Here is a 19,852-nt window from a genome sequence, read left to right as displayed (position 1 = left end):
GTGCCAGAATGAAGGGACCCTCGGAATAACTGACAATGCACTCATTAAGCAACCTACCCAGCTCTGACGTGCCTGCCTTTGCCCGGCGAGCGGACTATCTGCCCGCGCTGGTGAAGCGGCTCGACCTGTTCAAGAGCGAGGGGCACCGGTATCTGCTGGTAGCCCATCTCTTTGACGACACCCGGCGCATGATCGATGCGCTGGAGGGCGTCATGGATTTCGACGCCATCATCGGGATTCCCTATTCCTCGGGAAGCGATGTGACACGGCTGAAATGGCAGGCGATCTACGGCGACAAGGTTCACTGCCCGAAGACCGAACCTGTCTTCAAGCAGGTGCTGGCAGAGGCGCTGCAAAAGAGCCTCGACGCGTGCAAGGCCTCCGACCAGAAGCTCGTCATTCAGGAAGTCGGCGGTTACGCAGTCGAATTGCTGCACGAACAGTTTCAGGACCAGTTGCACCTGGTGGAAGGGGTGGTTGAAATCACCAAACAAGGCGTCTGGCGGGCTGGCCAGACACACTTGAAGGTGCCCGTGCTGCATTGTGCCGACAGTGAGTTGAAGCGCCTGGAGGCGGTGCGCTGCGGCGAAACCATCGCCCGCTGCCTCGACGGCCTCATGCGCGACATGGGCAACACGCTGGCTGGCCGGCGGGCCGCCGTCTTCGGCGCTGGCTGGATCGGCTTCGGTCTGGCCAAAGCCTTGCGCCGCCTCGATGTTATCGTCTCGCTGATCGACGTCGACCCGCTGAAGATCGCCGAGGCCCGTCTGTCCGGCTATCCCGCGACGCTGCATCCTACTGATCTGGAAACCTGTGATCTCGTCGTCGGGGCATCGGGCCGCCTGTCGATAACCGGCGACGTGCTGAAACAGCTCCGAAACGGTTGTCTGGTGGCCAGTGCCAGTTCCCGGCGTATCGAAATCGACGTCGACTTTCTGGAACAATCGCCGTTCACAGACATTCATCCGTCGATCAAGGCCTTCCAGCTTCCCGGCCCGCAGGGCGCGGACAAGCAGATCTGCCTTGTCAATGACGGATACCCGGCCAATTTCATTCCAGGCTCCGGCAGCGTTGCCGATGAAGTGGTAGAGTTGATCCTGGGCGAGCTGATCGTCCTGATGACAGACCTGACGACCTACACCTACGAACCCGGCATACACCGCTTGGCGACAGAAGGAGAGGCAGTGTGCACCAAACTCTGGATCGAACAGAGAGACCAGACATAGCGGACGAAGAGCAATCCGAAGTCACCGTGCATTCGCAGTATCTGGTCAAGAAACTCGCGAACGCCCAGAGGAACCTGTACGGGACGGTGAAATTCGACATCGTCTCCCGCACTATTTCAAGCTGGGCACAAGACCTCGGGCGGTCGCCGCGGATTCTGGACATTGGCTGCTCGACATCGATTTCGAAAGAGTATCTCGCCGCTACGGGTCTTGATTTCGAATATTGCGGCGCGGATTACGAAGCGGCCTTCGAACCGGACATCGTGCTGGATGCCACACGCCTTGCCGAACACCGCGACGACCTTCCCTGGCAACCGGATATCATCGCGCTGCTGGATGTGTTGGAGCATCTGCCCGGTCGCCAGGAGGCGATTGAATCGGTGATGCGCCAATGCGGTGAGGTTGTCTCCCCCGGCGGGCTGATCCTTGCCGTCGTGCCCCAGCTCTATCGTCTCGACCGGTTGAAGCTGAAGCACCTGCATTATGCCGAACACCAGGTCCGAATGACCTTGAAGGAATGGTCGGACATCATCGGCCGCGCCGTCACCATCGAATCGGTTCACGGCATCGGCTATCTCTCCTGCCTGCCCTATCTGCCGATGCTCAGCCCCTGGTACGAGGAAACCAACCGCCACGGAAAGCTGTTCCATCACCTGCGCGGAAAGACCTTCGAATGGGGACCGCTGAAACCCACCGAAATCGCCCTCACCCGCATGCTTGGACGCGTTCCCGGGTTCCGGGGCTGGTGCAACAGCTCGCTTCTGGTGTGCCGGGCGAAGGGGTGAGTTTTCAGAGCCTGCCGGTCTGGCACTCTAGGACGGACTGAGCTCGGCAGACCAGTGCCGCCAGAAATCATCTATCCGGCCCTGATGCTCCGCTGAGGGCTCGCCCGCGTTGGCAAAGGACTGGAAACTGTCGAAAGTATCGAGAATGAAACCGGACAAGACAGGGGTCAGCGTTTCGGAGCCCATTTCGGAACTCAACGCCTTGCGTTCCAGCAAGATGTCGATCTCGCGGGAAACGGCATCCGGGAACCCGGCGTCCTGACGCAGATCCTGAAAATTCATCGGTGCGACCGCGCGCTCGGGATGGTGACTTAACCACATCAGCGCTGCGAGTGGCCTCAGGCAATAGAGCGTTTTCTTCAGGGATACATCGCCCTGGAAAAAGTTCTGTCTATGGATCTGAGCTTTTGCGAGATGATAGTAGTGCTTGCAGATTAGTCTGCGGTCACACACGACATCTGCCAGATCAAGCGCGGCGTCGCGAAAAGGTTCGTGCAGTTGATAGGCGAAGACCGACTTCAACCACTCCACAATCACCGCATTGCCCGCATACATCAGCCGCAGGGCCTTCGCGAGGTCCCAGCCGTTTATGTCGAAGACCGGTGTCAGCAGTTCCTCGATGACGTCGCGCACCGGAAACAGTGTCACCGTCTTTTCTATCGTGCGGACATAGACAAAGCGGCAGTCATAGTCACTGTCGGCTGAAGGGAAGCCCCATGCTCTGCTGCCGCTTTCGATGGCCAGCGGAATGGTGATCCGCTCCCGGGTTTCCAGCTCCTTCAGCCGAGCTTGAATTTCAGAGACAATTTGCGGATCCATGGTCCATGTCTTCCCAAAGAAATGGCCGCCCGAGGGCGGCCAAATCGCATAACAAATCTGACCGGTCCATCAAACCCGGCGTTCGACCATCATCTTCTTGATCTCGGCAATCGCCTTCGCCGGGTTGAGACCCTTCGGGCAGGCTTGCGAGCAGTTCATGATGGTGTGGCAGCGGTAGAGGCGGAAGGGGTCTTCCAGGTTGTCCAGACGCTCGCCAGTGGCTTCATCGCGGCTGTCGATCAGCCAGCGATAGGCCTGTAGCAGAACAGCCGGGCCGAGGTAACGGTCGCCGTTCCACCAGTAGCTCGGGCAGGAGGTGGAGCAGCAGGCGCAGAGAATGCACTCGTAAAGCCCGTCGAGCTTCACACGGTCTTCATGCGACTGGCGCCATTCCTTTTCCGGCGGCGGAGAAATGGTCTTCAGCCACGGTTCGATCGAACGGTGCTGCGCGTAGAAGCGCGTGAGATCCGGCACAAGGTCCTTCACCACGGGCATATGTGGCAGCGGGTAGATCTTGACGACGTCACCGGCAACCTCGTCCATGCCCTTGGTACAGGCCAGGGTGTTGGTGCCGTCGATGTTCATCGCGCAGGACCCGCAGATACCTTCGCGGCAGGACCGGCGGAAGGTCAGCGTCGGGTCGATCTTGTTCTTGATGTAGATCAGGCCGTCGAGAACCATCGGACCGCAATCGTCCGCATCGATGAAATAGGTGTCGACGCGCGGGTTGCGGCCATCGTCCGGGTTCCAGCGATAGATGCGGTATTCACGCAGGTTGGTGGCGCCTTCGGGCTTGTCCCATACCTTGCCTTCCGTCACCTGGGAGTTCCGGGGAAGCGTCAGCTGAACCATCTCGTTACTGCTCCGCGTTGGGCCCTTGGGTTCGCGTCCAGGGCCAAATCGTCTTTCGCTCAGGCAGAGAGCTCAAAGACCATGTTGTCATTCGTCTGGCCGGTTACCTCGTAGCCGCGGTTTGCCAGTTCACTCAGGCAATCCTCGGTCCAGTAGGGCCGGCAATTGGTTTCAAGCAGGATCACGCGGGGCCAGAGGCTCCGGTCCGCGTGCCTCAGGAAAGGCAGGACCACGCGGTCCTCGAAGCCTTCCACGTCAACTTTCAGGACGTCGATCCGGGTGAGCGCCTGCTCCTCGGCGATGGCTGTCAGCGGACGAACCTTGACGAAGGTCGGTGTCCAGTCGCCCGCCCATTCGCCCGTGGTCAGGTCCTTCACAAAGGTGGCGAAGCCGCAATTGCTCGGTTCCTGCCAGAGCGGCAGCATATCGTCGCGCGGCCCAACGGCCGAGTTGACCACCGTGACGGTGTCGAGGTCGTTCGCACGCACGTTGAAACCAAGTTTCGTCGCCGTTTGCGGATTGGCCTCGATCGCGACAACCTGCGCGCCCAGACCTGCGGCAAAAATCGAATAGGAGCCAATGTTGGCACCGATATCGACAAACACCTTGTCCTTGCCCAGATGCGGCTCGATCAGCTTGTGCTCTTCCCGTTCCGGCAGGCGTCCCTTCGCCAGGATCTTGCGGTCGTCGTAGTTCTCGCCCGGATAGATCCGGAACTTCAGACCGTCCGCTTCCATGTCGTAAGGGCCCTTGAAGAACCGCGCCACCAGGGAGCGGATACGCCTGCGCAGGCCCTTGGACAGGTCATGCCGGTCGGCAAGACGCCAGGCAGCACGAACCATCCGTTCGGCGGGATAGGTGCCGAACGGACTTCTCGTGTCCAAAAGGGTTGCCGCCTGGCTCACCACATCGTCTCCTTAGTAGACGCGCGCTTTCGGCGCGATCTTCTTCGGATCGATACCACCCTCGTCCAGAGTGGTCAGCGGATCGACGACCACCGGACGGTAGTCCAGCTTGACCTTGCCGGCTTCGTCGACCCAGGCAAGCGTGTGCTTGCGCCAGTTCTCGTCGTCGCGGCCGGAGAACGGACCGTCCTTGTAGTCCTCGCGGGCATGAGCGCCGCGGCTTTCCTTGCGGGCTTCCGCGCCATAGACCGTGGTGATGGCGTTGGCCATCAGGTTTTCCAGCTCCAGCGTTTCCACCAGGTCGGAGTTCCAGATCAGCGAATGATCGGAGACCTTGATGTCCTTCAACTCGCCCCAGATATCGGTGAGGCGCTTGCAGCCCTGCTCCAGGGTTTCCTGGGTGCGGAAAACGGCTGCGTCTTCCTGCATGGCGCGCTGCATCTTGTCGCGCAGATCCGCGGTCGGGATCGAGCCGGAAGCGTTCCGCAGCTTGTCGAAACGGTCCATGATCTTTTCGCAGGACGCTTCGTTCGGTGTCGGCACGGCAGACTTGGGGTCAACGACCTCAGCCGCCTTGATCGCCGCCGCACGGCCGAAGACCACAAGGTCGATCAGGGAGTTGGAGCCGAGACGGTTGGCACCGTGAACGGATGCGCAGCCAGCTTCACCAACGGCCATCAGGCCTTCCTGGATGCGGTTCGGATTGTCGCCGTCCGCATTCAGCACTTCGCCCCAGTAGTTGGTCGGAATGCCGCCCATGTTGTAGTGAACGGTCGGCAGGACCGGGATCGGATCCTTGGTCACATCGACGCCGGCGAAGATGCGGGCACTTTCGGAAATGCCCGGCAGACGTTCGGCCAGCATTGCAGGATCGAGGTGATCCAGGTGCAGGAAGATGTGGTCCTTGCTCTTGCCGACGCCGCGGCCTTCACGGATTTCCATGGTCATGCAGCGCGAGACCACGTCACGGGAGGCAAGGTCCTTGGCCGACGGTGCGTAGCGCTCCATGAAGCGCTCGCCTTCGGAGTTGACCAGATACCCGCCTTCGCCGCGAGCCCCTTCGGTGATCAGACAGCCGGAGCCGTAGATACCGGTCGGGTGGAACTGAACGAATTCCATGTCCTGAAGCGGCAGGCCCGCACGGGCCACCATGCCACCACCGTCACCGGTGCAGGTGTGGGCGGAGGTTGCCGAGAAGAAGGCACGGCCGTAACCGCCGGTCGCCAGAACCACCATCTTGGCGGCGAACCGATGCATGGTGCCGTCATCGAGGTTCCACGCGATCACGCCCTGGCAGACACCGTCTTCGGACATGATCAGGTCGAGTGCGAAATACTCGATGTAGAATTCTGCATTGTTGCGCAGGGACTGGCCGTAGAGCGTGTGCAGAATGGCGTGACCGGTCCGGTCGGCCGCCGCACAGGTGCGCTGCACGGGGGGGCCTTCGCCGTAGTTCTGCATGTGGCCGCCGAACGGACGCTGATAGATGCGGCCATCTTCCGTACGCGAGAACGGCACACCGTAGTGTTCCAGTTCGTAAACCGCCTTCGGAGCTTCACGGGCGAGATATTCCATGGCGTCGGTGTCGCCGAGCCAGTCGGACCCCTTCACCGTGTCGTACATGTGCCATTCCCAGCAGTCCGGCGTCATGTTCTTGAGCGACGCGGCAATGCCGCCCTGGGCAGCAACCGTGTGGGAGCGGGTCGGGAACACCTTGGTGATACAGGCCGTTCTCAGGCCCTGCTCGGCCATGCCGAGCGTTGCCCGCAGGCCCGCGCCACCGGCGCCGACGACAACCACATCATAGGTGTGGTCGACAAATTCATACGTCTTGGCCATTCGGGTCAGCCTCCAAAGCCAATCTTGAGAACTGCGAAGACGCAGCCGAAACCGATAAAGGCACAGAAGAAGGTGTTCGCCATCAACGTGAGGAACTTGAGACCTTCGCCATGCACATAGTCTTCAATGATCACCTGCATGCCGAGCTTCATGTGATAGACGCCGGACAGGATAACCAGGAGCAGGATGATTGAAATAAGTGGGTTCCTGAGGGTGTCGACCACATCGCCGTGGGACGAGCCCTGCATTGCGATCACGAGGATCACGAAGAACGAGATCAGGAACACGTTGGCGACAGCGGTCAGACGCTGTTTCCAGAAGTGATCCGTCCCCTCCTTGGCAGAACCCAGGCCGCGAACCTTGTTCAGGGGTGTGCGCATATCCGTCATGACACTCTCCTTAGCTAACTGCGTAGCCGATGATCCAGAGGATCACCGTCAGGGCAACGGAACCGATGATGGTCGCTTTCGCGAACCACTCGCGCGCTTCCTTGCCGAAGCCCGCGCCCATGTCCCAGACGAAGTGACGCAGGCCGCCGAGCATGTGATGCACGAGCGCCCAGGTGAAGCCGAACAGGATCAGACGGCCGATGATCGAGCCGTAGATGCCGTTGACGAAATCGAAGTAGCTGGGGCCCGCCGCAGCGGCGATGAGCCACCAGGCCAGCAGGACAGTGCCGAAATAAAGCGCCGCGCCAGTGATGCGGTGCACGATCGACATGACCATCGTCAGAATGGGCTTGTAAATCTGAAGATGGGGCGACAGCGGGCGATTGCCCCGCAGATCGGCGTTCGACATGGAATTCCTCTCCCGTACGACGCTAGAGCGAAATGCGCTTAAGATGACCCGTTCGAACCTGTTTCCGCCCCCGGACGAACCGGCGCGGCCGCATGGCCAAACGACCCAACCTCAACTCACCTCGCCCCAGTTTACGTTTACGCAAACGTAAGCAAATCAAAGCGTTGCCTAGATGCGTAATAGCGCCAACGCTTCAAAAGGTCAAAACATCCTATAGGCCTAATTGACCCGAAACTACTTCTATATCGTTTAAATCCATCCCGGGTCGGCACGTGACCTAACCGTGAGCGCCTTCACCGCCATGGGGAACACCGAACACCGACCAGCCGGTTTTTCGCGCGAAATGCTCCATCGCCTCTGTGCCGAGCTTGGAATTGCCATAGGGGTTGAGCCCCGGTGACCAGACGGCGATGGACGCCCGGCTGGGAGAAATCACGAGGATGCCACCGCCAACACCGCTTTTGCCCGGCATGCCGACACGAAAGGCAAAATCACCCGAGCCGTCATAATGGCCGCAGGTCATCATGAGGGCGTTGATCCGCCGGCGCCGCTCGATCGAAACAAGGCTCGGCACGCCGGGCGCATCCACCAGAAAGCGGCCGGCAAGCGCAAGCTGCCGGCAGGACATTTCGATGGCACACTGATGACAGTAAGTACCGAGCACCTTTTCGACGGAGGCCTGCAGGTTGCCGCAGGAGGCAAGGTAATGCGCGAGCGAGAAATTCCGGTGACCGGTGGCAAGCTCCGATTTGGCGACCTTCTCGTTCATGTGAATGCTGTCGTCGTCGCAGGCCGCGCGGATGAACCGCAGCAATTCTCCCAACGCTTCGCGCGGTGTGGATCCGGCAAGATAGGTATCCGTCGTTACCAGCGCGCCGGCATTGATGAAGGGGTTGCGCGGAATCCCCTGCTCGCGCTCCAGAAGCAGGATCGAATCGAAGGAGAGCCCGGACGGCTCGCGGCCAACGCGGCGCCAAAGCTGGTCCCCCACGCGGCCAAGCGCCAGTGCCAGGGCAAAAATCTTGGAAACCGACTGGATGGAAAACGGAACATCGGCGTCGCCGGCGGTAAACACCCTGCCGTCTGTCAGCGCGATGGCCATGCCGAACTGGGCGGGATCGATCCCCGCCAATTCGGGAATATAGGTCGCAACGTTACCCTTTTCGGGGTTGGCCGCAGCCGCCTCCGCGATTTCCGTCAGCAATTCCTGCATGGGCTCCTCCACTTCGGAGGGGCACTTGGTCAGATCAGACCGCGCAATGCAAGTGTCTGGGTGCGTGCGACAACGAAACGTCGGCCTGTGGGAAGCCTTTACGTGAAGCTAGAGGGTATCGTTCCGCCGTGCGGATGCGGGCATCGACGCGCGGGCAGCCAGCAGCTTGTAGAGATGCAGCATGAAGATGGTAGCGAAGATCGGCGTCACCAGATTGAGGATCGGCACCGCAAGCAGGCCCGCGATGACCAGTCCGCCCAGAAATACGGTTCCTCCGCGCGCCTTGCGGAACGCCTTTGCCTCGGCCGCCGGAAGAAAGCGCATGGCCGCGAACTCAAAGAATTCCCGTCCAAGCAGATAACCGTTCACAATGAAGAAGGCGACCAGGTTGACGCCAGGAACAAGCAGCAAGACCAGCGCAAACAGGTTGCCCAGGATGACAACGCCGGTGAACTTGATGGTCTGCATGATCGACTGGGACAGCGGCAGAGCTCTTCCGGGCCGGTCGCCCGGGTAGTCTTTCCGGTCGACGATGTCGGCAATCTCGTCCTGAAACAGGCCAGCGAACAGCGCTGAAATCGGCGCGATCAGAAAACCGAGTACAAAAATCGCACCAATGCCCGTCAACACGGATAACGCCGTGTCCATCCAGGCATAGGGAAGTGCAACGAAGGCGGCGATGACGCCCTGCAGGGCGATCCAGATGACCACCAGCACGCCAAGTGTAAAGCCAAGCATCTTCCAGAAAATTGCCCGGAACGGCGGTTCGAACACCTCGGACATGGCGCGGGAGGCAGCTTGGAACATGACACCTTCAAATTTTTCGTGAACGACTGCGCTGACATAAGTGCGGTGCCCGCCATGTGCAAGCCTGCGCTAGCGTACAGCCGAGGAACTAAACTTAATGTTGTAGGTTCGCACTTCTGAAACTAGTGTTTGCTGAACGGCATTTTCCGTCGGTCCCTCACTCCATCGCTCCGGACAGTTCGATGCTGCATCTTCACTTCAACCCCGACACCGATGTCAGCAAGGTTCTGGCACCCGATGCCCTCGACATGTTCCAGTTCGAGTGGAAGATTTATCAAAAGCTCGTGCGCGCCAACGAGATGCACCACCGGGAAATCGGCCAATTGTTGCGCGTAGAGATCGGCAGGCGTTTCGACAGGCCCTTTGCCTTTCTGGATCTGGCGTGCGGCGACGCCAGCCTTGCGCATATGGTTCTGGAGGGCAGCAAGGTTGCCAATTACGAAGGCCTCGACCTGTCACGACCGGCGCTGCAAGCTGCTGCCAAGGTGATGAAAGACGTGCCCTATGACGTGGAACTTGCCGAAGAGGATATGGTCGAAGGCATCCTGAGCCGCCCGGACAGCGCCAACTTCATCTGGTGCGGCTATTCCATCCATCATCTTCAGCCCGCGCAGAAACAGGAAATGCTGACGGCGATCCGGGGCGCCCTCAAGCCGAGCGGCGTCTTCGTCTGCGCGGAACCTGTGTGTCTGGCCGGCGAAGACCGGGCAAACTACACACATCGCTGGCAGACAGAACTGCGCCACCGGTTCCGCTCCCTGACCGACGCCGAATACGACCACCTCTGGCAGCACATCAGCACGCACGATTTTCCCGAAGCCCCGGAGGACTGGGTGGCGATGGGCAAGGCGGCCGGCTTTTCCTCAAGCCGGGAGATCTACCGGTTCCCCGGCGATCTGTTTTGCGCAGCGTTTTTATTTGAGAAGTAGGGTCGTCAGCTTCTTCGGTGCGCCGGGCGTCCGGCCTCAAGGGGCTTTCTAGAACCGCGTTCGGGCGCGCAGTGCCTGTGCCAGCGTCCCCTCGTCCAGATAGTCAAGCTCGCCGCCGACCGGCACGCCATGGGCCAGCCGTGTGACATTGACCTCAAGGTGAGACAACTGGTCCATGATGTAGTGAGCCGTGGTCTGCCCTTCGACAGTGGCGTTGATCGCCAGAATGACTTCCGTAAAGCCTTCCGATCCGCAGCGGTCGATCAGCGATGCAAGATTGAGGTCGTCCGGACCGATACCATCGAGAGGCGACAGGTTGCCGCCAAGAACGTGGTAGCGGGCATTGACCGCGCCGGCGCGTTCCAGGGCCCACAGATCGGCAACATCCTCGACCACCACCAGAACGCTCTGGTCGCGCTTGGGATCTGAACAGATCGTGCAGGGGTCGGAGGTATCAACCGTGCCACAGGTGGAACAGATGCCGATTTCCCGAACCGCGATGCCCATGGCCTCGGCCAGTGGCACCAGCAGCTGATCCTTTTTCTTGATCAGGTGCAATGCGGCGCGGCGCGCAGACCGGGGCCCGAGCCCCGGCAACTTTGCCAGGAGCTGGATCAGCCGTTCGATTTCCGGTCCTGCCACACTTTTCTGCGCCATGGTTTTCTCTTCACCGCACGTTCCGACCACCTGAAAGATCTGCCGCGTCAAACCAACCACCCGCGCCCCTGGTTTGCAGGACGCGGTCAGAGGACCGGATTACGTGGCACAGCGCACGGCCTTCATGGCCCCGCGCCCTTCAGCCGGTATCAGAACGGCAATTTCATGCCGGGGGGCAGGCCGAGGCCACCCATCAATTCCTGGGTCTTTTCCTGAATGGCCTGCTCGACCTTGGCACGGGCTTCGGTATGAGCGGCAATCAGCAGATCCTCGAGGATCTCCTTTTCCTCTTCCTTCAGAAGAGACGGATCGATCGACAGCGATTTCAGATCGCTCTTGCCGTTGAGACGCACGGTGACCAGACCGCCGCCGGCCGAACCTTCGGCCTCGATCTCAACGATCTGCTCCTGCAGCGAGCCCATCTGCTCCTGCATTTGCTTGGCCTGTTTCATCATCTTGAGGAAATCCATGGATTCTCCTTCCAAACCCTCACGTGGTGCGGATCTCCGCGACCTTACCTATCTGGGAACTGCATTTAGAAGAACAAGAAGCACGGATCAATCGTCTTCGTCATCGCCGAGCGCTTCGCTCAGCAGCGGATCGCTGACCATCGGATCGGCCAGAGCAGCGTCGTCTTCCTCGGTTACCTGAACCTTGACGTCGACCACACGAGCTCCCGGGAACTGGGACAGCAGGGCGGCAACGGTTGGGTGCGACTTCGCGTCGGACAGAAGCTGCTGCTGGTTGGCCTCCTGTTCCTCATGAATAGTGGGCCGGCCCTGATTGCGCGACACCACGACGAACCAGCGCTGCCCGGTCCATTCGGTCAGTTTGCGGCCGAACTCGCCGGCAATATCGGCCGGCGCATCGTCTGTCGGCTGGATCTCGATCTTGCCGGGCTCGAATTTCACCAGCCGCATGAGACGCTGGATTTTCACCTTGAACGGAATGTCGCCCTTCTCGGAAGCAAGGGCGGCGCAATCGTAAAGGGTCTTCAGATTGTACGCGGGCTGAGCCTGCGGTTCGGGAGCGGCTTGCGGCGTTACCTGAGGCGCCGGCTTGCCGCCCTGAATGGCCGAGAGCTGCGGGCGGGCGCTTGCCTGCATGGTCGGGCCACCGCCGGTTTTGCCGGAAGTGTAATTCATGCCGACCGCCATTGCGGACGGACCGCCGCCGCCACCGGCGGGAGCACCACCACCACCGGACGGCCCAGCGCCGCCAAACGGGTTCTGGCCGTTCTTGATCTGCGCCATCAGGTCGCCCGGGTCCGGCAGGTCCGCGGCGTAGGCGAGGCGCACCAGCACCATATCTGCCGCCGCCAGAGGCTTGGACGCAGCCTGGACTTCCTGAACACCCTTCAGCAGGATCTGCCAGGCACGGGACAGAAGCCGCACGGAGATCTGCTCGGCAAACTCGCGTCCACGCGCCCGCTCGGCCTCGGTAACGGACGCTTCGTCCGCCGATTTCGGCGCAACCTTCATACGGGTGACAAGGTGGGTGAAGTCCGCCAGGTCGGTCAGTACAATGGCCGGGTCCGCGCCGACTTCATATTGCGCCTGCAACTCGCCCAGCGCCTCTTCGATACGGCCGGCCATGATGTGGCCGAAGAGGTCGATCACCCGGGCGCGGTCTGCAAGACCGAGCATCTGGCGCAGATCTTCCGCCTCGATGGCACCGGCCCCATGGGCCATGGCCTGGTCGAGCAGGGACAGGGAATCACGCGCAGACCCCTCGCCCGCACGGGCAATCAGCATCAGGGCTTCGTCGGAAATCTGGATGCCCTCGGCATCGGAAATCCGGCGCAGCAGGCCGATCAGCTTGGACTGGTCGATCCGGCGCAGGTCAAACCGCTGGCATCGCGACAGGACGGTGATCGGCACCTTGCGGATTTCCGTCGTCGCGAAGATGAATTTCACATGTTCCGGCGGTTCTTCCAGCGTTTTCAGCAACCCGTTGAAAGCGGCGTTCGAGAGCATGTGCACTTCGTCGATGATGTAGACCTTGTAGCGCGCCGTTGCCGGGCGATAGCGGGCTGCATCGATGATCTCGCGAATATCGTTGATGCCGGTATGGGAGGCGGCGTCCATCTCGATGACGTCGACGTGGCGGCCTTCCATGATGGCCTTGCAGTGCGTGCCTTCCTGGGTCAGCTTCACCGTCGGCTTGTCGGCGACACCCGGCACTTCGTAGTTCAGGCCACGGGCGAGAATACGGGCGGTGGTGGTCTTGCCGACACCACGCACACCGGTCAGCATCCAGGCCTGCGCGATCCGCCCGGTTTCAAACGCGTTTTCCAGCGTCTGCACCATCGGCTCCTGGCCAACCAGATCTTCAAAGGTCTTCGGCCGGTACTTGCGCGCAAGAACACGGTAGGCGCCATCGTCGGCCGCCGGTTTCACCGCGCCCTGATCCGCCATCAGTCCCGGCGTCTGTCCGCCGCCATTTTCTGAAAAGCCTGTCTCGTCCATGAGCCGCACCATAACCATTTTTTCAAAAAGTGGGACGGGCTTTTGAAAGTTTTTGTGTGTTGTCCGGCAACTGATCGCACCGCCCGTGGGGAACCTTTTGCCCAACCCTCGCGTTGAGTACCTGCCGGCCGTGATTTCCTGCCGGGTTTCACCCGGGAGCCGATATGTCTGGAAAACTCGCGAACGACCTCTTCACCCTGTGGTTTCAAGCGCCTGTCGTCATCGCGTTGCGTTGCCAGGACTGGGCGACCAGCCTGCAGTCCGGGACGTCAAACTCCAATCCGGAGTTGCTGCGGATGGTGAGTGAAAAACTCGACGCAGCCACGGAAAGCACGCTTGCGCTGAACATGGCGATGATGCGTCATGGAATGACATCCGCTCGCCACTTCTGGCTGGGCCCATATTTTCCATTTTCCCTACGCCAGTTTTCCGCAAGTCTGGGTCAATCGACCGCGGCCGAGGGCCTGGGGCCCTATGCCAAGCGCGTGCGTGCCAACGCCAAGCGCCTTGGCAGAAAGCGAAGCTAAGTGTTTAGTCCCGGTATCTGTCCGGCAAGAGAAACCCTTCCCGTGCGCCTTTTGATGCGAGCCGTGCATCCGAATACCATGTCCCCATCAGCTCCCGCGAGCTGAGGTCGGGGTTCTTCGCCAGAAACTCCTCAAAGGTTTCATGCGGCGTCTCGGCCATGCGTTCCGACAAGATGCCGAGGAAGGCCTAGGTGATGGTCGTGTTGAATTTCTCCGGAACGCCAGCGCGTGCGGCGAGACCGCGCAGCGCCTTGCCGTATCGACTGGCTGCATCGAGAAATGCGTCCTGCTGCAACATCCGGCAGGCAACGCCGATGTGGTCCACATGGCTGAAGTCCTTCGGGTCCAGGTGCCCCGCCTCAAAGCGATCGGAAAGTTCCGCATAATCCCTAAGCTCCGGCATCCCTTTCATCCTTCAGTTTGTGGCTGTCGACCGCGCTCAGATCCAGATCGTAGACGCTCTTGAGCTGGCGGATCTTGTCCAGCGTTTCTTCCGAAAAGGGTGGCTTGTTCTCGAAGGCATGCAGCGCCATACCCTCGATCAGATCGCCGAGGCTGATATCCAGATGCTCGGCCAGGCCCTTGAGAACCTTGAGCAGCCGCTTTTCCAGACGCACACCGGTCTGAACGCGTTCGATTGATTTTTGCATGATGTTATTTTGGTACCAATGTACCTATCTTGTCAAAGCTGAGATTCGACAGGGAGCGTAGCCAACCCCGAAAACAAAAAAGCACCGTGGCGAACCGGCGGTGCTTTTTGGCAAAGCTTGAAGCTTTTAAGAGGGTGGGAGGCTGGCACGATGACCCGTGCCGAGGCTCGTTAGGGCTGCTTCCTTCCGGACCTGACCCGGTTGGCGAGTGGCTCGTCCACCACCAACCTCCCGAGGGCCTTATATCAGAAGGATGATGGGGTTTGGCAAGAGGGAAACACGGTTTTTTGTTCGCCGGGAAATCACACTCCCAAACCCGGCACGAAGCGTGTAGCCTTCGGGAAATTCTGTCCGGAGTCGTTTCATGTCATCCTTTTCCCTTAATCCGCGTCTTGAAGGCGACAGTTACTTCATCACCGATCTGACGCTGTGCACCGTCCGTCTGCTGAAAGATGCCAATTATCCCTGGTTGATGCTTGTTCCGCGCAAATCGGATCTTGTCGAGATCATCGACCTGGAAGACGCGGAACAGATGCAGTTGATGCGTGAAATCGCCCTGGCCAGCCAGGCGCTGCGTGAGGTCACCGATTGCGAAAAGCTCAATGTCGGCGCTCTCGGAAACCAGGTGTCGCAACTGCATGTTCACGTGATTGCCCGTTACCGGGAAGATGCCGCCTGGCCTGGCCCGGTCTGGGGCGCCGCGCCGGCGCAGGCATATTCCCACGACAAAGTGGAATCCCTGATCGAAAAGCTGCGGGATGCCCTTACAGGTGACGAGGATTGATTTCCGGTGCCGCCGCGCGCTCTTGCCCCTCCTGTTGGTTTGACTTCAGGTGCGCCCGACAGCAGACGTAACAGGCGGCAGTCGCGGGAAGCGGTTTCTCCGCGCCTCAAAATGCATTAGATGAAGATCCACCGTCTTTCGAACTCGCTCCCTTCTCTTCCAAGGACTTTGACATGCTCGCCACATCTGCCGGTTCCCTGGCCATGGAAATGAGTTTCCTCGGCAATACGCTCGACCGGCAATCGACACGGCGTGGCGACACCGCTTACCTTACCGCACTTCTGGAAAAGCCGGACACACGGATCGTGCTGTCGACGGATCGGACGCTGGTCTTCAAGGCAGGTGAAAGCCCTTCTGTCGGGCACCGAGTGGAGGACGCCCTGTCGCTTGGCGCCGTGCGGGAAGAGTTGATCTTCCTTGGTCTGCGTCCGGAAAACGGAGAGGCGCTGTTTGCAGCTGCCCTGCCGGCAACGGACGAAGACCTTGCGGAGCGCACCGACCTTCAACTCATCGACTTGCGAACCCTTACCTTGGAGAATGCCTTCGCCCCGCAGGACGCGGGTGCGCTTGCGCAGGCACGCGCCCTGATCCACTGGCACCGCACCCACCAGTTCTGTTCGCGCTGCGGCGAAAAGAGCCGGCTGGCCGAAGCCGGATACCGGCGCGATTGCCCGTCCTGCGGCGGACAGCATTTTCCGCGCACGGACCCGTGTGTGATCATGCTGATTACCGACGAGAGCGGCGACAAGGCCCTGCTGGGCCGCCCGGCCCGGCTCGCGGAGGGCATTTACACCACTCTTGCCGGCTTCATGGAGCCGGGTGAAACCATCGAACAGGCCGTGCGGCGCGAGACGCTGGAAGAAAGCGGCATCATCGTTGGCGATGTTCGTCTGCTTGCCAACCAGCCCTGGCCCTTTCCGGCCAATCTGATGCTCGGCTGCATTGGCAAGGCGACGTCGTTCGAGATCGCCATCGAAGACGACGAGCTGGAGGCCTGCAAATGGTGCGACCGGGAGGAAGTGCGGCAAATGGTGGCCGGCACGCATCCGGAAGGCCACAGGATACCGCCTTCGATCTCCATCGCCTTTGAACTGATCAAGGGCTGGCTCGACGGAACGCTCTGATGACCTGGTGCGCCTATCTGACCCATCCGGAGGTTGTCATCGATCCGGATATCCCCGTCCCCGAGTGGGGCCTGTCTGAGACGGGACGTGAGCGGGCGGCGAAAGCTGCCTTCCTGCCCTTTGCCAAAGACATCCGCCAGGTGATTTCCAGCACGGAAAAGAAGGCGCTCGAAACCGCTCAGGTCTTTGCCGGCCGCATGGGCGTCTTCCAGCGGGCGCTGCCTTTCCTGCATGAGAACGACCGCAGCGCAACAGGCTTTCTGCCTCCGGAAGAGTTCGAGCAGACTGCCGATCTTTTCTTTGCCGATCCATACACATCGGTGCGCGGCTGGGAGCGGGCGATCGATGCCCAGGACCGGATCGTCAACGGCGTCAGAAGCGCCCTGCGCCACGTTGGGGAAGAAGACCCAGTCCTGTTCGTCGGTCATGGCGCTGTTGGCACGCTGCTGATGTGCCACCTCATGGCCACACCGATTTCCCGGCAACACGATCAGAGACGCGGCGGCAGCTGGTATCGGCTCGAAAAGTCCTGGCTGATGACCCAAGCCGGGCGCAATTTGGCTTGGACAGACCTTTAAGCACGGTCGGACGCAGACCTGGAACATGTTAGGCTGCAGGGACCATTCGTGATCCGGGAGCCTCATGTGATCTGCCGCCTGCCGAAGCTTGTTCTTGCGACCCTGACCTGTCTTGCCGCTGCCATGCTGCCCGCACGGGCCGGTCAATACGACGCCCAGTTCCGTCAGTTCCTGTCGTCTGACGTCATCCCGGCGGCACGCCAGCAGGGCATTTCCCAGGCGACACTGGACCGGGAACTGAAAGGTTTGACCCCTGACACTTCCCTGCCCGGTCTGGTCGGGCCCGGGGGCAAGGGCAAGCCGCCCAAGATCAACTTTCAGGCCGAGTTCAGCTCTCCCAGCCGCTACTTCCGGGACAGCCAGTTCAACGCCCTTGTGCCGCGCGGGCGGTCATTGATGAAAAAACATGCGGCCGTCCTGTCGCGGATCGAAGCGAAATACGGCGTGCCCAGCCGGATCATCCTGGCGATCTGGGCAAGGGAATCGGGCTACGGCGGCGCAAAGATTCCTTACGACGCCATCCGTGTCCTGGCGACACAGGCGTTCATGGGGCAGAGGCCGGACTTCTTCAAAGGAGAGCTGATCGCCGGACTGAAGATCCTTCAAAATGGCGACGTATCCAGGAAAGGCATGAAAAGCTCGTGGGGTGGCGCCATGGGGCAACCGCAATTCCTGCCGTCCTCCTTCTGGAAATACGCTGTCGATTTCGACGGCGACGGCAAGCGCAACATCTGGACCTCCGACGTCGACACCATGGCCTCCATCGCCCATTACCTTTCGGCCCATGGCTGGGTGTCCGGCCGGGACTGGGGCTATGAGGTGTTCCTGCCCGACAACGTTTCATGTACGCGGGAGGGGCCGGACAACCGCCAGAAGATTTCCGACTTCGTGCGCGAGGGCATCAAACGTGTCAGCGGCAAACCCTTTCCGGCCAATGAAATCAACCAGCCAGGCAACATCCTGTTGCCCGCGGGCCGGTATGGCCCGGCCTTCATTGCCACGGAAAATTTCTATGTCATCAAGGACTACAACGAGAGCGACACCTACGCGCTCTTCGTCGGTCACCTGGCAGACCGCTATGGCAACAACAACGGTTTCGTCGGCAACTGGAAACCGATGAAGGAAACCACCCGGGGCGCTGTGCGGAACCTTCAGCAGAGGCTCGAAGGCCTTGGGCATGATGTCGGTGGCGCCGATGGCCTGATCGGCTTCAAGACCCGCCGATCGATCGGCAAGGATCAGGAGAAGAACGGCTTCTTTGCAACATGCTGGGTCGGATAGAAAGCGCGACTTACACCCTTAAAGGTTGTATTTGGAACCCTCTGTGAACGCAGCCCTTTCCGCCTTGAACCCGGCGTGACCAAGCGCCGCGGCGCATCGGTTTCAACAAACAGTTGATTTTATGCGTGCACTGCGAAAGACTGTGCGCACATCCTTCCTCAGTATTACTCTGGTGCCTTCATGCGGCTCCCCAAGATCGTTACCACCTTGCAGGAATATTCCCTGCCGCTTTTCCGTGCCGACCTTGTCGCCGGGATAACCGTTGCCATGGTCGCCTTGCCGCTCAGCCTGGCAATCGCCATCGCGTCAGGCGCCGATCCGGCCAAAGGCCTGGTGACAGCGATCGTCGGCGGTTTCTTCATCTCGCTTCTGGGCGGCAGCCGCGTACAGATCGGTGGGCCGACCGGTGCGTTCATCGTGGTGGTCTACGGTGTCATAGCCGACCACGGATATGACGGGTTGGTTCTGGCCACCTTCATGGCCGGGATACTGCTTCTGATCGGCGGATATTTCCGGATCGGCAGATTGATCCGCTATGTGCCGGAGGCCGTGGTCAACGGGTTTACCATCGGCATCGCAGTCATCATTGCCTCCAGCCAGATCAAGGATTTTTTCGGCCTTCAGATCTCGGAGGTTCCCGCGGACTTTCTGGAAAAGCTTCCCGTCCTGTGGGAAGCGCGGGATACCGCGTCTCTTGCCGCCAGCGTCCTTGCCCTGGTCACGCTTGTGCTGATCGTTGCCCTGCGCCGTCTGGCACCCGCCTTTCCGGGACTGATCGTTGCCGTGTCCGCAGCGTCGCTGGTTGCGGTCCTGGCCACCCTGCCGGTGGAAACCATTGCCTCGCGCTTCGGTGCCCTGCCCAACACGCTGCCATTTCCGGAGCTGCCGAGCGTCACGATCGCACGAGTGGTGGAACTGTTTCCCTCCGCCATCGTGATTGCCTTTCTGGCCGGGGTGGAATCGCTTCTGTCAGCGATGGTTGCTGACAGAATGATCGAGGGCAGCCACCGCCCCAATGCCGAAATGCTGGCCCAGGGAACGGCAAACATCGCATCTTCCCTCTTCGGCGGCCTGCCCGCCACGGGCGCCATTGCACGCACGGCCACCAACGTGCGGGCCGGCGGCAAAACACCCGTTTCCGGTCTGGTGCACGCGTTCACCATCCTGCTGATCATGCTGGTTGCCGCGCCTCTGGCCGGATATCTGGCCTTGCCCGCTATGGCGGCCCTGCTGGTTCTGACCGCCTGGGGCATGAGCGAACCGCACAAGTGGAAATCCTATCTGAGTGCACCGATGGCGGACCGGCTGCTGCTCCTGACCACCTTGATCCTCACGGTTCTGATCGATCTGACCGTTGCTATCGGTGTCGGTGTTTCCATCGGTCTTGCGCTCAAACTGCGAGAACGCAAGAAGCAGCCCGACGACTGGTCGATGCCCGAGCGCTGACCCGGTTCAATCCTGATTTTCCGGACGGCATGAGCCTGCTTGCAGGGCTTTGCCTGCGTGTTTCCTGATGATCGGGACAGTGGACGGGAACAACAGCAAGGCAAAAAAATAGGCCGCATCGACGGCGGCCCGAGAGGACGCTCAAGGCCTCGTCACCCCATTCG

At 60.5% G+C, this 19,852-nt stretch carries 23 protein-coding genes and 1 other RNA gene; 9 read left to right on the top strand and 15 right to left on the bottom strand.

From position 1 onward, the window contains the following. Nucleotides 1–35: 35 nt before the first annotated feature. Both FMN63_RS01520 and FMN63_RS01515 read left to right on the top strand, forming a co-directional pair. A complete protein-coding gene (locus tag FMN63_RS01520; RefSeq protein ID WP_209000877.1) occupies nucleotides 36–1,226 on the top strand; it encodes a Rossmann-fold NAD(P)-binding domain-containing protein in 1,191 nt (396 codons plus the stop codon). Further along, nucleotides 1,187–2,011, top strand: coding sequence for a class I SAM-dependent methyltransferase (locus tag FMN63_RS01515; RefSeq protein ID WP_209000876.1), 825 nt, complete (start codon nucleotides 1,187–1,189; stop codon nucleotides 2,009–2,011). The genes FMN63_RS01520 and FMN63_RS01515 overlap by 40 nt, the downstream gene beginning before the upstream one ends. Before the next feature lie 27 nt (nucleotides 2,012–2,038). Here the strand turns inward: FMN63_RS01515 and FMN63_RS01510 are convergent, their stop codons facing one another. From FMN63_RS01510 to FMN63_RS01475, 8 genes are all read right to left on the bottom strand, one after another. After that, nucleotides 2,039–2,830 (bottom strand): nucleotidyltransferase domain-containing protein, encoded by a 792-nt coding sequence (locus FMN63_RS01510; RefSeq protein WP_148582174.1) that lies wholly within the window; start codon nucleotides 2,828–2,830, stop codon nucleotides 2,039–2,041. Nucleotides 2,831–2,899: 69 nt separating this feature from the next. Beyond that, complete coding sequence (locus tag FMN63_RS01505) at nucleotides 2,900–3,682, bottom strand: succinate dehydrogenase iron-sulfur subunit (RefSeq protein ID WP_148582173.1); 783 nt, start codon at nucleotides 3,680–3,682, stop codon at nucleotides 2,900–2,902. A 59-nt stretch (nucleotides 3,683–3,741) separates the two neighbouring features. Further along, nucleotides 3,742–4,587: an FkbM family methyltransferase gene (locus tag FMN63_RS01500; protein ID WP_209000875.1), complete on the bottom strand. Its 846-nt coding sequence runs from the start codon at nucleotides 4,585–4,587 to the stop codon at nucleotides 3,742–3,744. A 12-nt stretch (nucleotides 4,588–4,599) separates the two neighbouring features. Beyond that, entirely contained in the window at nucleotides 4,600–6,426 is a 1,827-nt protein-coding gene (sdhA, locus tag FMN63_RS01495) for a succinate dehydrogenase flavoprotein subunit (protein WP_148582172.1), read from the bottom strand. A 5-nt stretch (nucleotides 6,427–6,431) separates the two neighbouring features. Beyond that, complete coding sequence (gene sdhD, locus FMN63_RS01490; protein WP_148582171.1) at nucleotides 6,432–6,815, bottom strand: succinate dehydrogenase, hydrophobic membrane anchor protein; 384 nt, start codon at nucleotides 6,813–6,815, stop codon at nucleotides 6,432–6,434. 10 nt (nucleotides 6,816–6,825) lie between these two features. Continuing rightward, complete coding sequence (gene sdhC, locus FMN63_RS01485; RefSeq protein ID WP_148582170.1) at nucleotides 6,826–7,224, bottom strand: succinate dehydrogenase, cytochrome b556 subunit; 399 nt, start codon at nucleotides 7,222–7,224, stop codon at nucleotides 6,826–6,828. Between the two features lie 277 nt (nucleotides 7,225–7,501). Then, on the bottom strand, nucleotides 7,502–8,437 hold the full coding sequence (locus tag FMN63_RS01480; protein WP_148582169.1) for a glutaminase: 936 nt from the start codon (nucleotides 8,435–8,437) through the stop codon (nucleotides 7,502–7,504). Between the two features lie 108 nt (nucleotides 8,438–8,545). Beyond that, the gene (locus FMN63_RS01475; protein ID WP_148582168.1) at nucleotides 8,546–9,244 is read right to left on the bottom strand and encodes a sulfate transporter family protein; all 699 of its coding nucleotides are present in this window, start codon (nucleotides 9,242–9,244) and stop codon (nucleotides 8,546–8,548) included. Between the two features lie 182 nt (nucleotides 9,245–9,426). Here FMN63_RS01475 and FMN63_RS01470 point away from each other — a divergent pair, with 182 nt between their 5' ends. Then, nucleotides 9,427–10,173, top strand: a complete 747-nt coding sequence (locus FMN63_RS01470; RefSeq protein WP_148582167.1) for a class I SAM-dependent methyltransferase — start codon at nucleotides 9,427–9,429, stop codon at nucleotides 10,171–10,173. Nucleotides 10,174–10,221: 48 nt separating this feature from the next. On the opposite strand, the gene recR is transcribed toward FMN63_RS01470, so the two are convergent. The 3 genes from recR to FMN63_RS01455 form a co-directional block, all read right to left on the bottom strand. Further along, nucleotides 10,222–10,830, bottom strand: coding sequence for a recombination mediator RecR (gene recR, locus FMN63_RS01465; RefSeq protein ID WP_148582166.1), 609 nt, complete (start codon nucleotides 10,828–10,830; stop codon nucleotides 10,222–10,224). A 149-nt stretch (nucleotides 10,831–10,979) separates the two neighbouring features. Next, nucleotides 10,980–11,300: a YbaB/EbfC family nucleoid-associated protein gene (locus FMN63_RS01460; RefSeq protein ID WP_148582165.1), complete on the bottom strand. Its 321-nt coding sequence runs from the start codon at nucleotides 11,298–11,300 to the stop codon at nucleotides 10,980–10,982. An 87-nt stretch (nucleotides 11,301–11,387) separates the two neighbouring features. After that, a complete protein-coding gene (locus FMN63_RS01455) occupies nucleotides 11,388–13,298 on the bottom strand; it encodes a DNA polymerase III subunit gamma/tau (protein WP_502706263.1) in 1,911 nt (636 codons plus the stop codon). 164 nt (nucleotides 13,299–13,462) lie between these two features. On the opposite strand from FMN63_RS01455, the gene FMN63_RS01450 reads away from it, so the two are divergent. Further along, the gene (locus FMN63_RS01450; RefSeq protein WP_148582163.1) at nucleotides 13,463–13,825 is read left to right on the top strand and encodes a hypothetical protein; all 363 of its coding nucleotides are present in this window, start codon (nucleotides 13,463–13,465) and stop codon (nucleotides 13,823–13,825) included. A gap of 4 nt (nucleotides 13,826–13,829) precedes the next feature. Here the strand turns inward: FMN63_RS01450 and FMN63_RS29325 are convergent, their stop codons facing one another. The 4 genes from FMN63_RS29325 to ffs form a co-directional block, all read right to left on the bottom strand. Continuing rightward, complete coding sequence (locus FMN63_RS29325) at nucleotides 13,830–13,985, bottom strand: hypothetical protein (protein ID WP_153297085.1); 156 nt, start codon at nucleotides 13,983–13,985, stop codon at nucleotides 13,830–13,832. A gap of 27 nt (nucleotides 13,986–14,012) precedes the next feature. Then, complete coding sequence (locus FMN63_RS01445) at nucleotides 14,013–14,228, bottom strand: hypothetical protein (protein ID WP_148582162.1); 216 nt, start codon at nucleotides 14,226–14,228, stop codon at nucleotides 14,013–14,015. Further along, nucleotides 14,215–14,475: a hypothetical protein gene (locus FMN63_RS01440; RefSeq protein WP_148582161.1), complete on the bottom strand. Its 261-nt coding sequence runs from the start codon at nucleotides 14,473–14,475 to the stop codon at nucleotides 14,215–14,217. The genes FMN63_RS01445 and FMN63_RS01440 overlap by 14 nt, the downstream gene beginning before the upstream one ends. A gap of 134 nt (nucleotides 14,476–14,609) precedes the next feature. Beyond that, an RNA gene (gene ffs, locus FMN63_RS01435) (signal recognition particle sRNA small type) lies at nucleotides 14,610–14,707 on the bottom strand. 132 nt (nucleotides 14,708–14,839) lie between these two features. Between ffs and FMN63_RS01430 the strand changes: the two genes are divergently transcribed. From FMN63_RS01430 to FMN63_RS01410, 5 genes are all read left to right on the top strand, one after another. Then, nucleotides 14,840–15,259 (top strand): HIT domain-containing protein, encoded by a 420-nt coding sequence (locus FMN63_RS01430; protein WP_148582160.1) that lies wholly within the window; start codon nucleotides 14,840–14,842, stop codon nucleotides 15,257–15,259. A 173-nt stretch (nucleotides 15,260–15,432) separates the two neighbouring features. Next, on the top strand, nucleotides 15,433–16,383 hold the full coding sequence (gene nudC, locus FMN63_RS01425; RefSeq protein ID WP_148582159.1) for an NAD(+) diphosphatase: 951 nt from the start codon (nucleotides 15,433–15,435) through the stop codon (nucleotides 16,381–16,383). After that, the gene (locus tag FMN63_RS01420) at nucleotides 16,383–16,961 is read left to right on the top strand and encodes a histidine phosphatase family protein (RefSeq protein WP_148582158.1); all 579 of its coding nucleotides are present in this window, start codon (nucleotides 16,383–16,385) and stop codon (nucleotides 16,959–16,961) included. The genes nudC and FMN63_RS01420 overlap by 1 nt, the downstream gene beginning before the upstream one ends. 123 nt (nucleotides 16,962–17,084) lie before the next feature. Then, the gene (locus FMN63_RS01415) at nucleotides 17,085–18,242 is read left to right on the top strand and encodes a lytic murein transglycosylase (protein WP_162854981.1); all 1,158 of its coding nucleotides are present in this window, start codon (nucleotides 17,085–17,087) and stop codon (nucleotides 18,240–18,242) included. A gap of 180 nt (nucleotides 18,243–18,422) precedes the next feature. Further along, nucleotides 18,423–19,688 carry a SulP family inorganic anion transporter gene (locus FMN63_RS01410; protein WP_148582157.1) on the top strand — a complete coding sequence of 422 codons (1,266 nt, stop codon included), beginning with the start codon at nucleotides 18,423–18,425 and terminating at the stop codon, nucleotides 19,686–19,688. Nucleotides 19,689–19,852: the final 164 nt, after the last annotated feature.

Source organism: Stappia sp. BW2, from assembly GCF_008107695.1.
GTDB lineage: Bacteria > Pseudomonadota > Alphaproteobacteria > Rhizobiales > Stappiaceae > Roseibium.
This window is presented reverse-complemented; position numbering and strand designations above follow the sequence as displayed.

What these genes read in the sequence shown, in the direction of transcription:
- FMN63_RS01520 (WP_209000877.1), top strand. Translation starts at nt 36, where the DNA reads ATGCACTCATTAAGCAACCTACCCAGCTCTGACGTGCCTGCCTTTGCC.
- FMN63_RS01510 (WP_148582174.1), bottom strand. Translation starts at nt 2,830, where the DNA reads ATGGATCCGCAAATTGTCTCTGAAATTCAAGCTCGGCTGAAGGAGCTG.
- FMN63_RS01505 (WP_148582173.1), bottom strand. Translation starts at nt 3,682, where the DNA reads ATGGTTCAGCTGACGCTTCCCCGGAACTCCCAGGTGACGGAAGGCAAG.
- sdhA (WP_148582172.1), bottom strand. Translation starts at nt 6,426, where the DNA reads ATGGCCAAGACGTATGAATTTGTCGACCACACCTATGATGTGGTTGTC.
- sdhD (WP_148582171.1), bottom strand. Translation starts at nt 6,815, where the DNA reads ATGACGGATATGCGCACACCCCTGAACAAGGTTCGCGGCCTGGGTTCT.
- sdhC (WP_148582170.1), bottom strand. Translation starts at nt 7,224, where the DNA reads ATGTCGAACGCCGATCTGCGGGGCAATCGCCCGCTGTCGCCCCATCTT.
- FMN63_RS01480 (WP_148582169.1), bottom strand. Translation starts at nt 8,437, where the DNA reads ATGCAGGAATTGCTGACGGAAATCGCGGAGGCGGCTGCGGCCAACCCC.
- FMN63_RS01475 (WP_148582168.1), bottom strand. Translation starts at nt 9,244, where the DNA reads ATGTTCCAAGCTGCCTCCCGCGCCATGTCCGAGGTGTTCGAACCGCCG.
- FMN63_RS01470 (WP_148582167.1), top strand. Translation starts at nt 9,427, where the DNA reads ATGCTGCATCTTCACTTCAACCCCGACACCGATGTCAGCAAGGTTCTG.
- recR (WP_148582166.1), bottom strand. Translation starts at nt 10,830, where the DNA reads ATGGCGCAGAAAAGTGTGGCAGGACCGGAAATCGAACGGCTGATCCAG.
- FMN63_RS01460 (WP_148582165.1), bottom strand. Translation starts at nt 11,300, where the DNA reads ATGGATTTCCTCAAGATGATGAAACAGGCCAAGCAAATGCAGGAGCAG.
- FMN63_RS01455 (WP_502706263.1), bottom strand. Translation starts at nt 13,298, where the DNA reads ATGGACGAGACAGGCTTTTCAGAAAATGGCGGCGGACAGACGCCGGGA.
- FMN63_RS01450 (WP_148582163.1), top strand. Translation starts at nt 13,463, where the DNA reads ATGTCTGGAAAACTCGCGAACGACCTCTTCACCCTGTGGTTTCAAGCG.
- FMN63_RS29325 (WP_153297085.1), bottom strand. Translation starts at nt 13,985, where the DNA reads ATGGCCGAGACGCCGCATGAAACCTTTGAGGAGTTTCTGGCGAAGAAC.
- FMN63_RS01445 (WP_148582162.1), bottom strand. Translation starts at nt 14,228, where the DNA reads ATGCCGGAGCTTAGGGATTATGCGGAACTTTCCGATCGCTTTGAGGCG.
- FMN63_RS01440 (WP_148582161.1), bottom strand. Translation starts at nt 14,475, where the DNA reads ATGCAAAAATCAATCGAACGCGTTCAGACCGGTGTGCGTCTGGAAAAG.
- FMN63_RS01430 (WP_148582160.1), top strand. Translation starts at nt 14,840, where the DNA reads ATGTCATCCTTTTCCCTTAATCCGCGTCTTGAAGGCGACAGTTACTTC.
- nudC (WP_148582159.1), top strand. Translation starts at nt 15,433, where the DNA reads ATGCTCGCCACATCTGCCGGTTCCCTGGCCATGGAAATGAGTTTCCTC.
- FMN63_RS01420 (WP_148582158.1), top strand. Translation starts at nt 16,383, where the DNA reads ATGACCTGGTGCGCCTATCTGACCCATCCGGAGGTTGTCATCGATCCG.
- FMN63_RS01415 (WP_162854981.1), top strand. Translation starts at nt 17,085, where the DNA reads ATGCTGCCCGCACGGGCCGGTCAATACGACGCCCAGTTCCGTCAGTTC.
- FMN63_RS01410 (WP_148582157.1), top strand. Translation starts at nt 18,423, where the DNA reads ATGCGGCTCCCCAAGATCGTTACCACCTTGCAGGAATATTCCCTGCCG.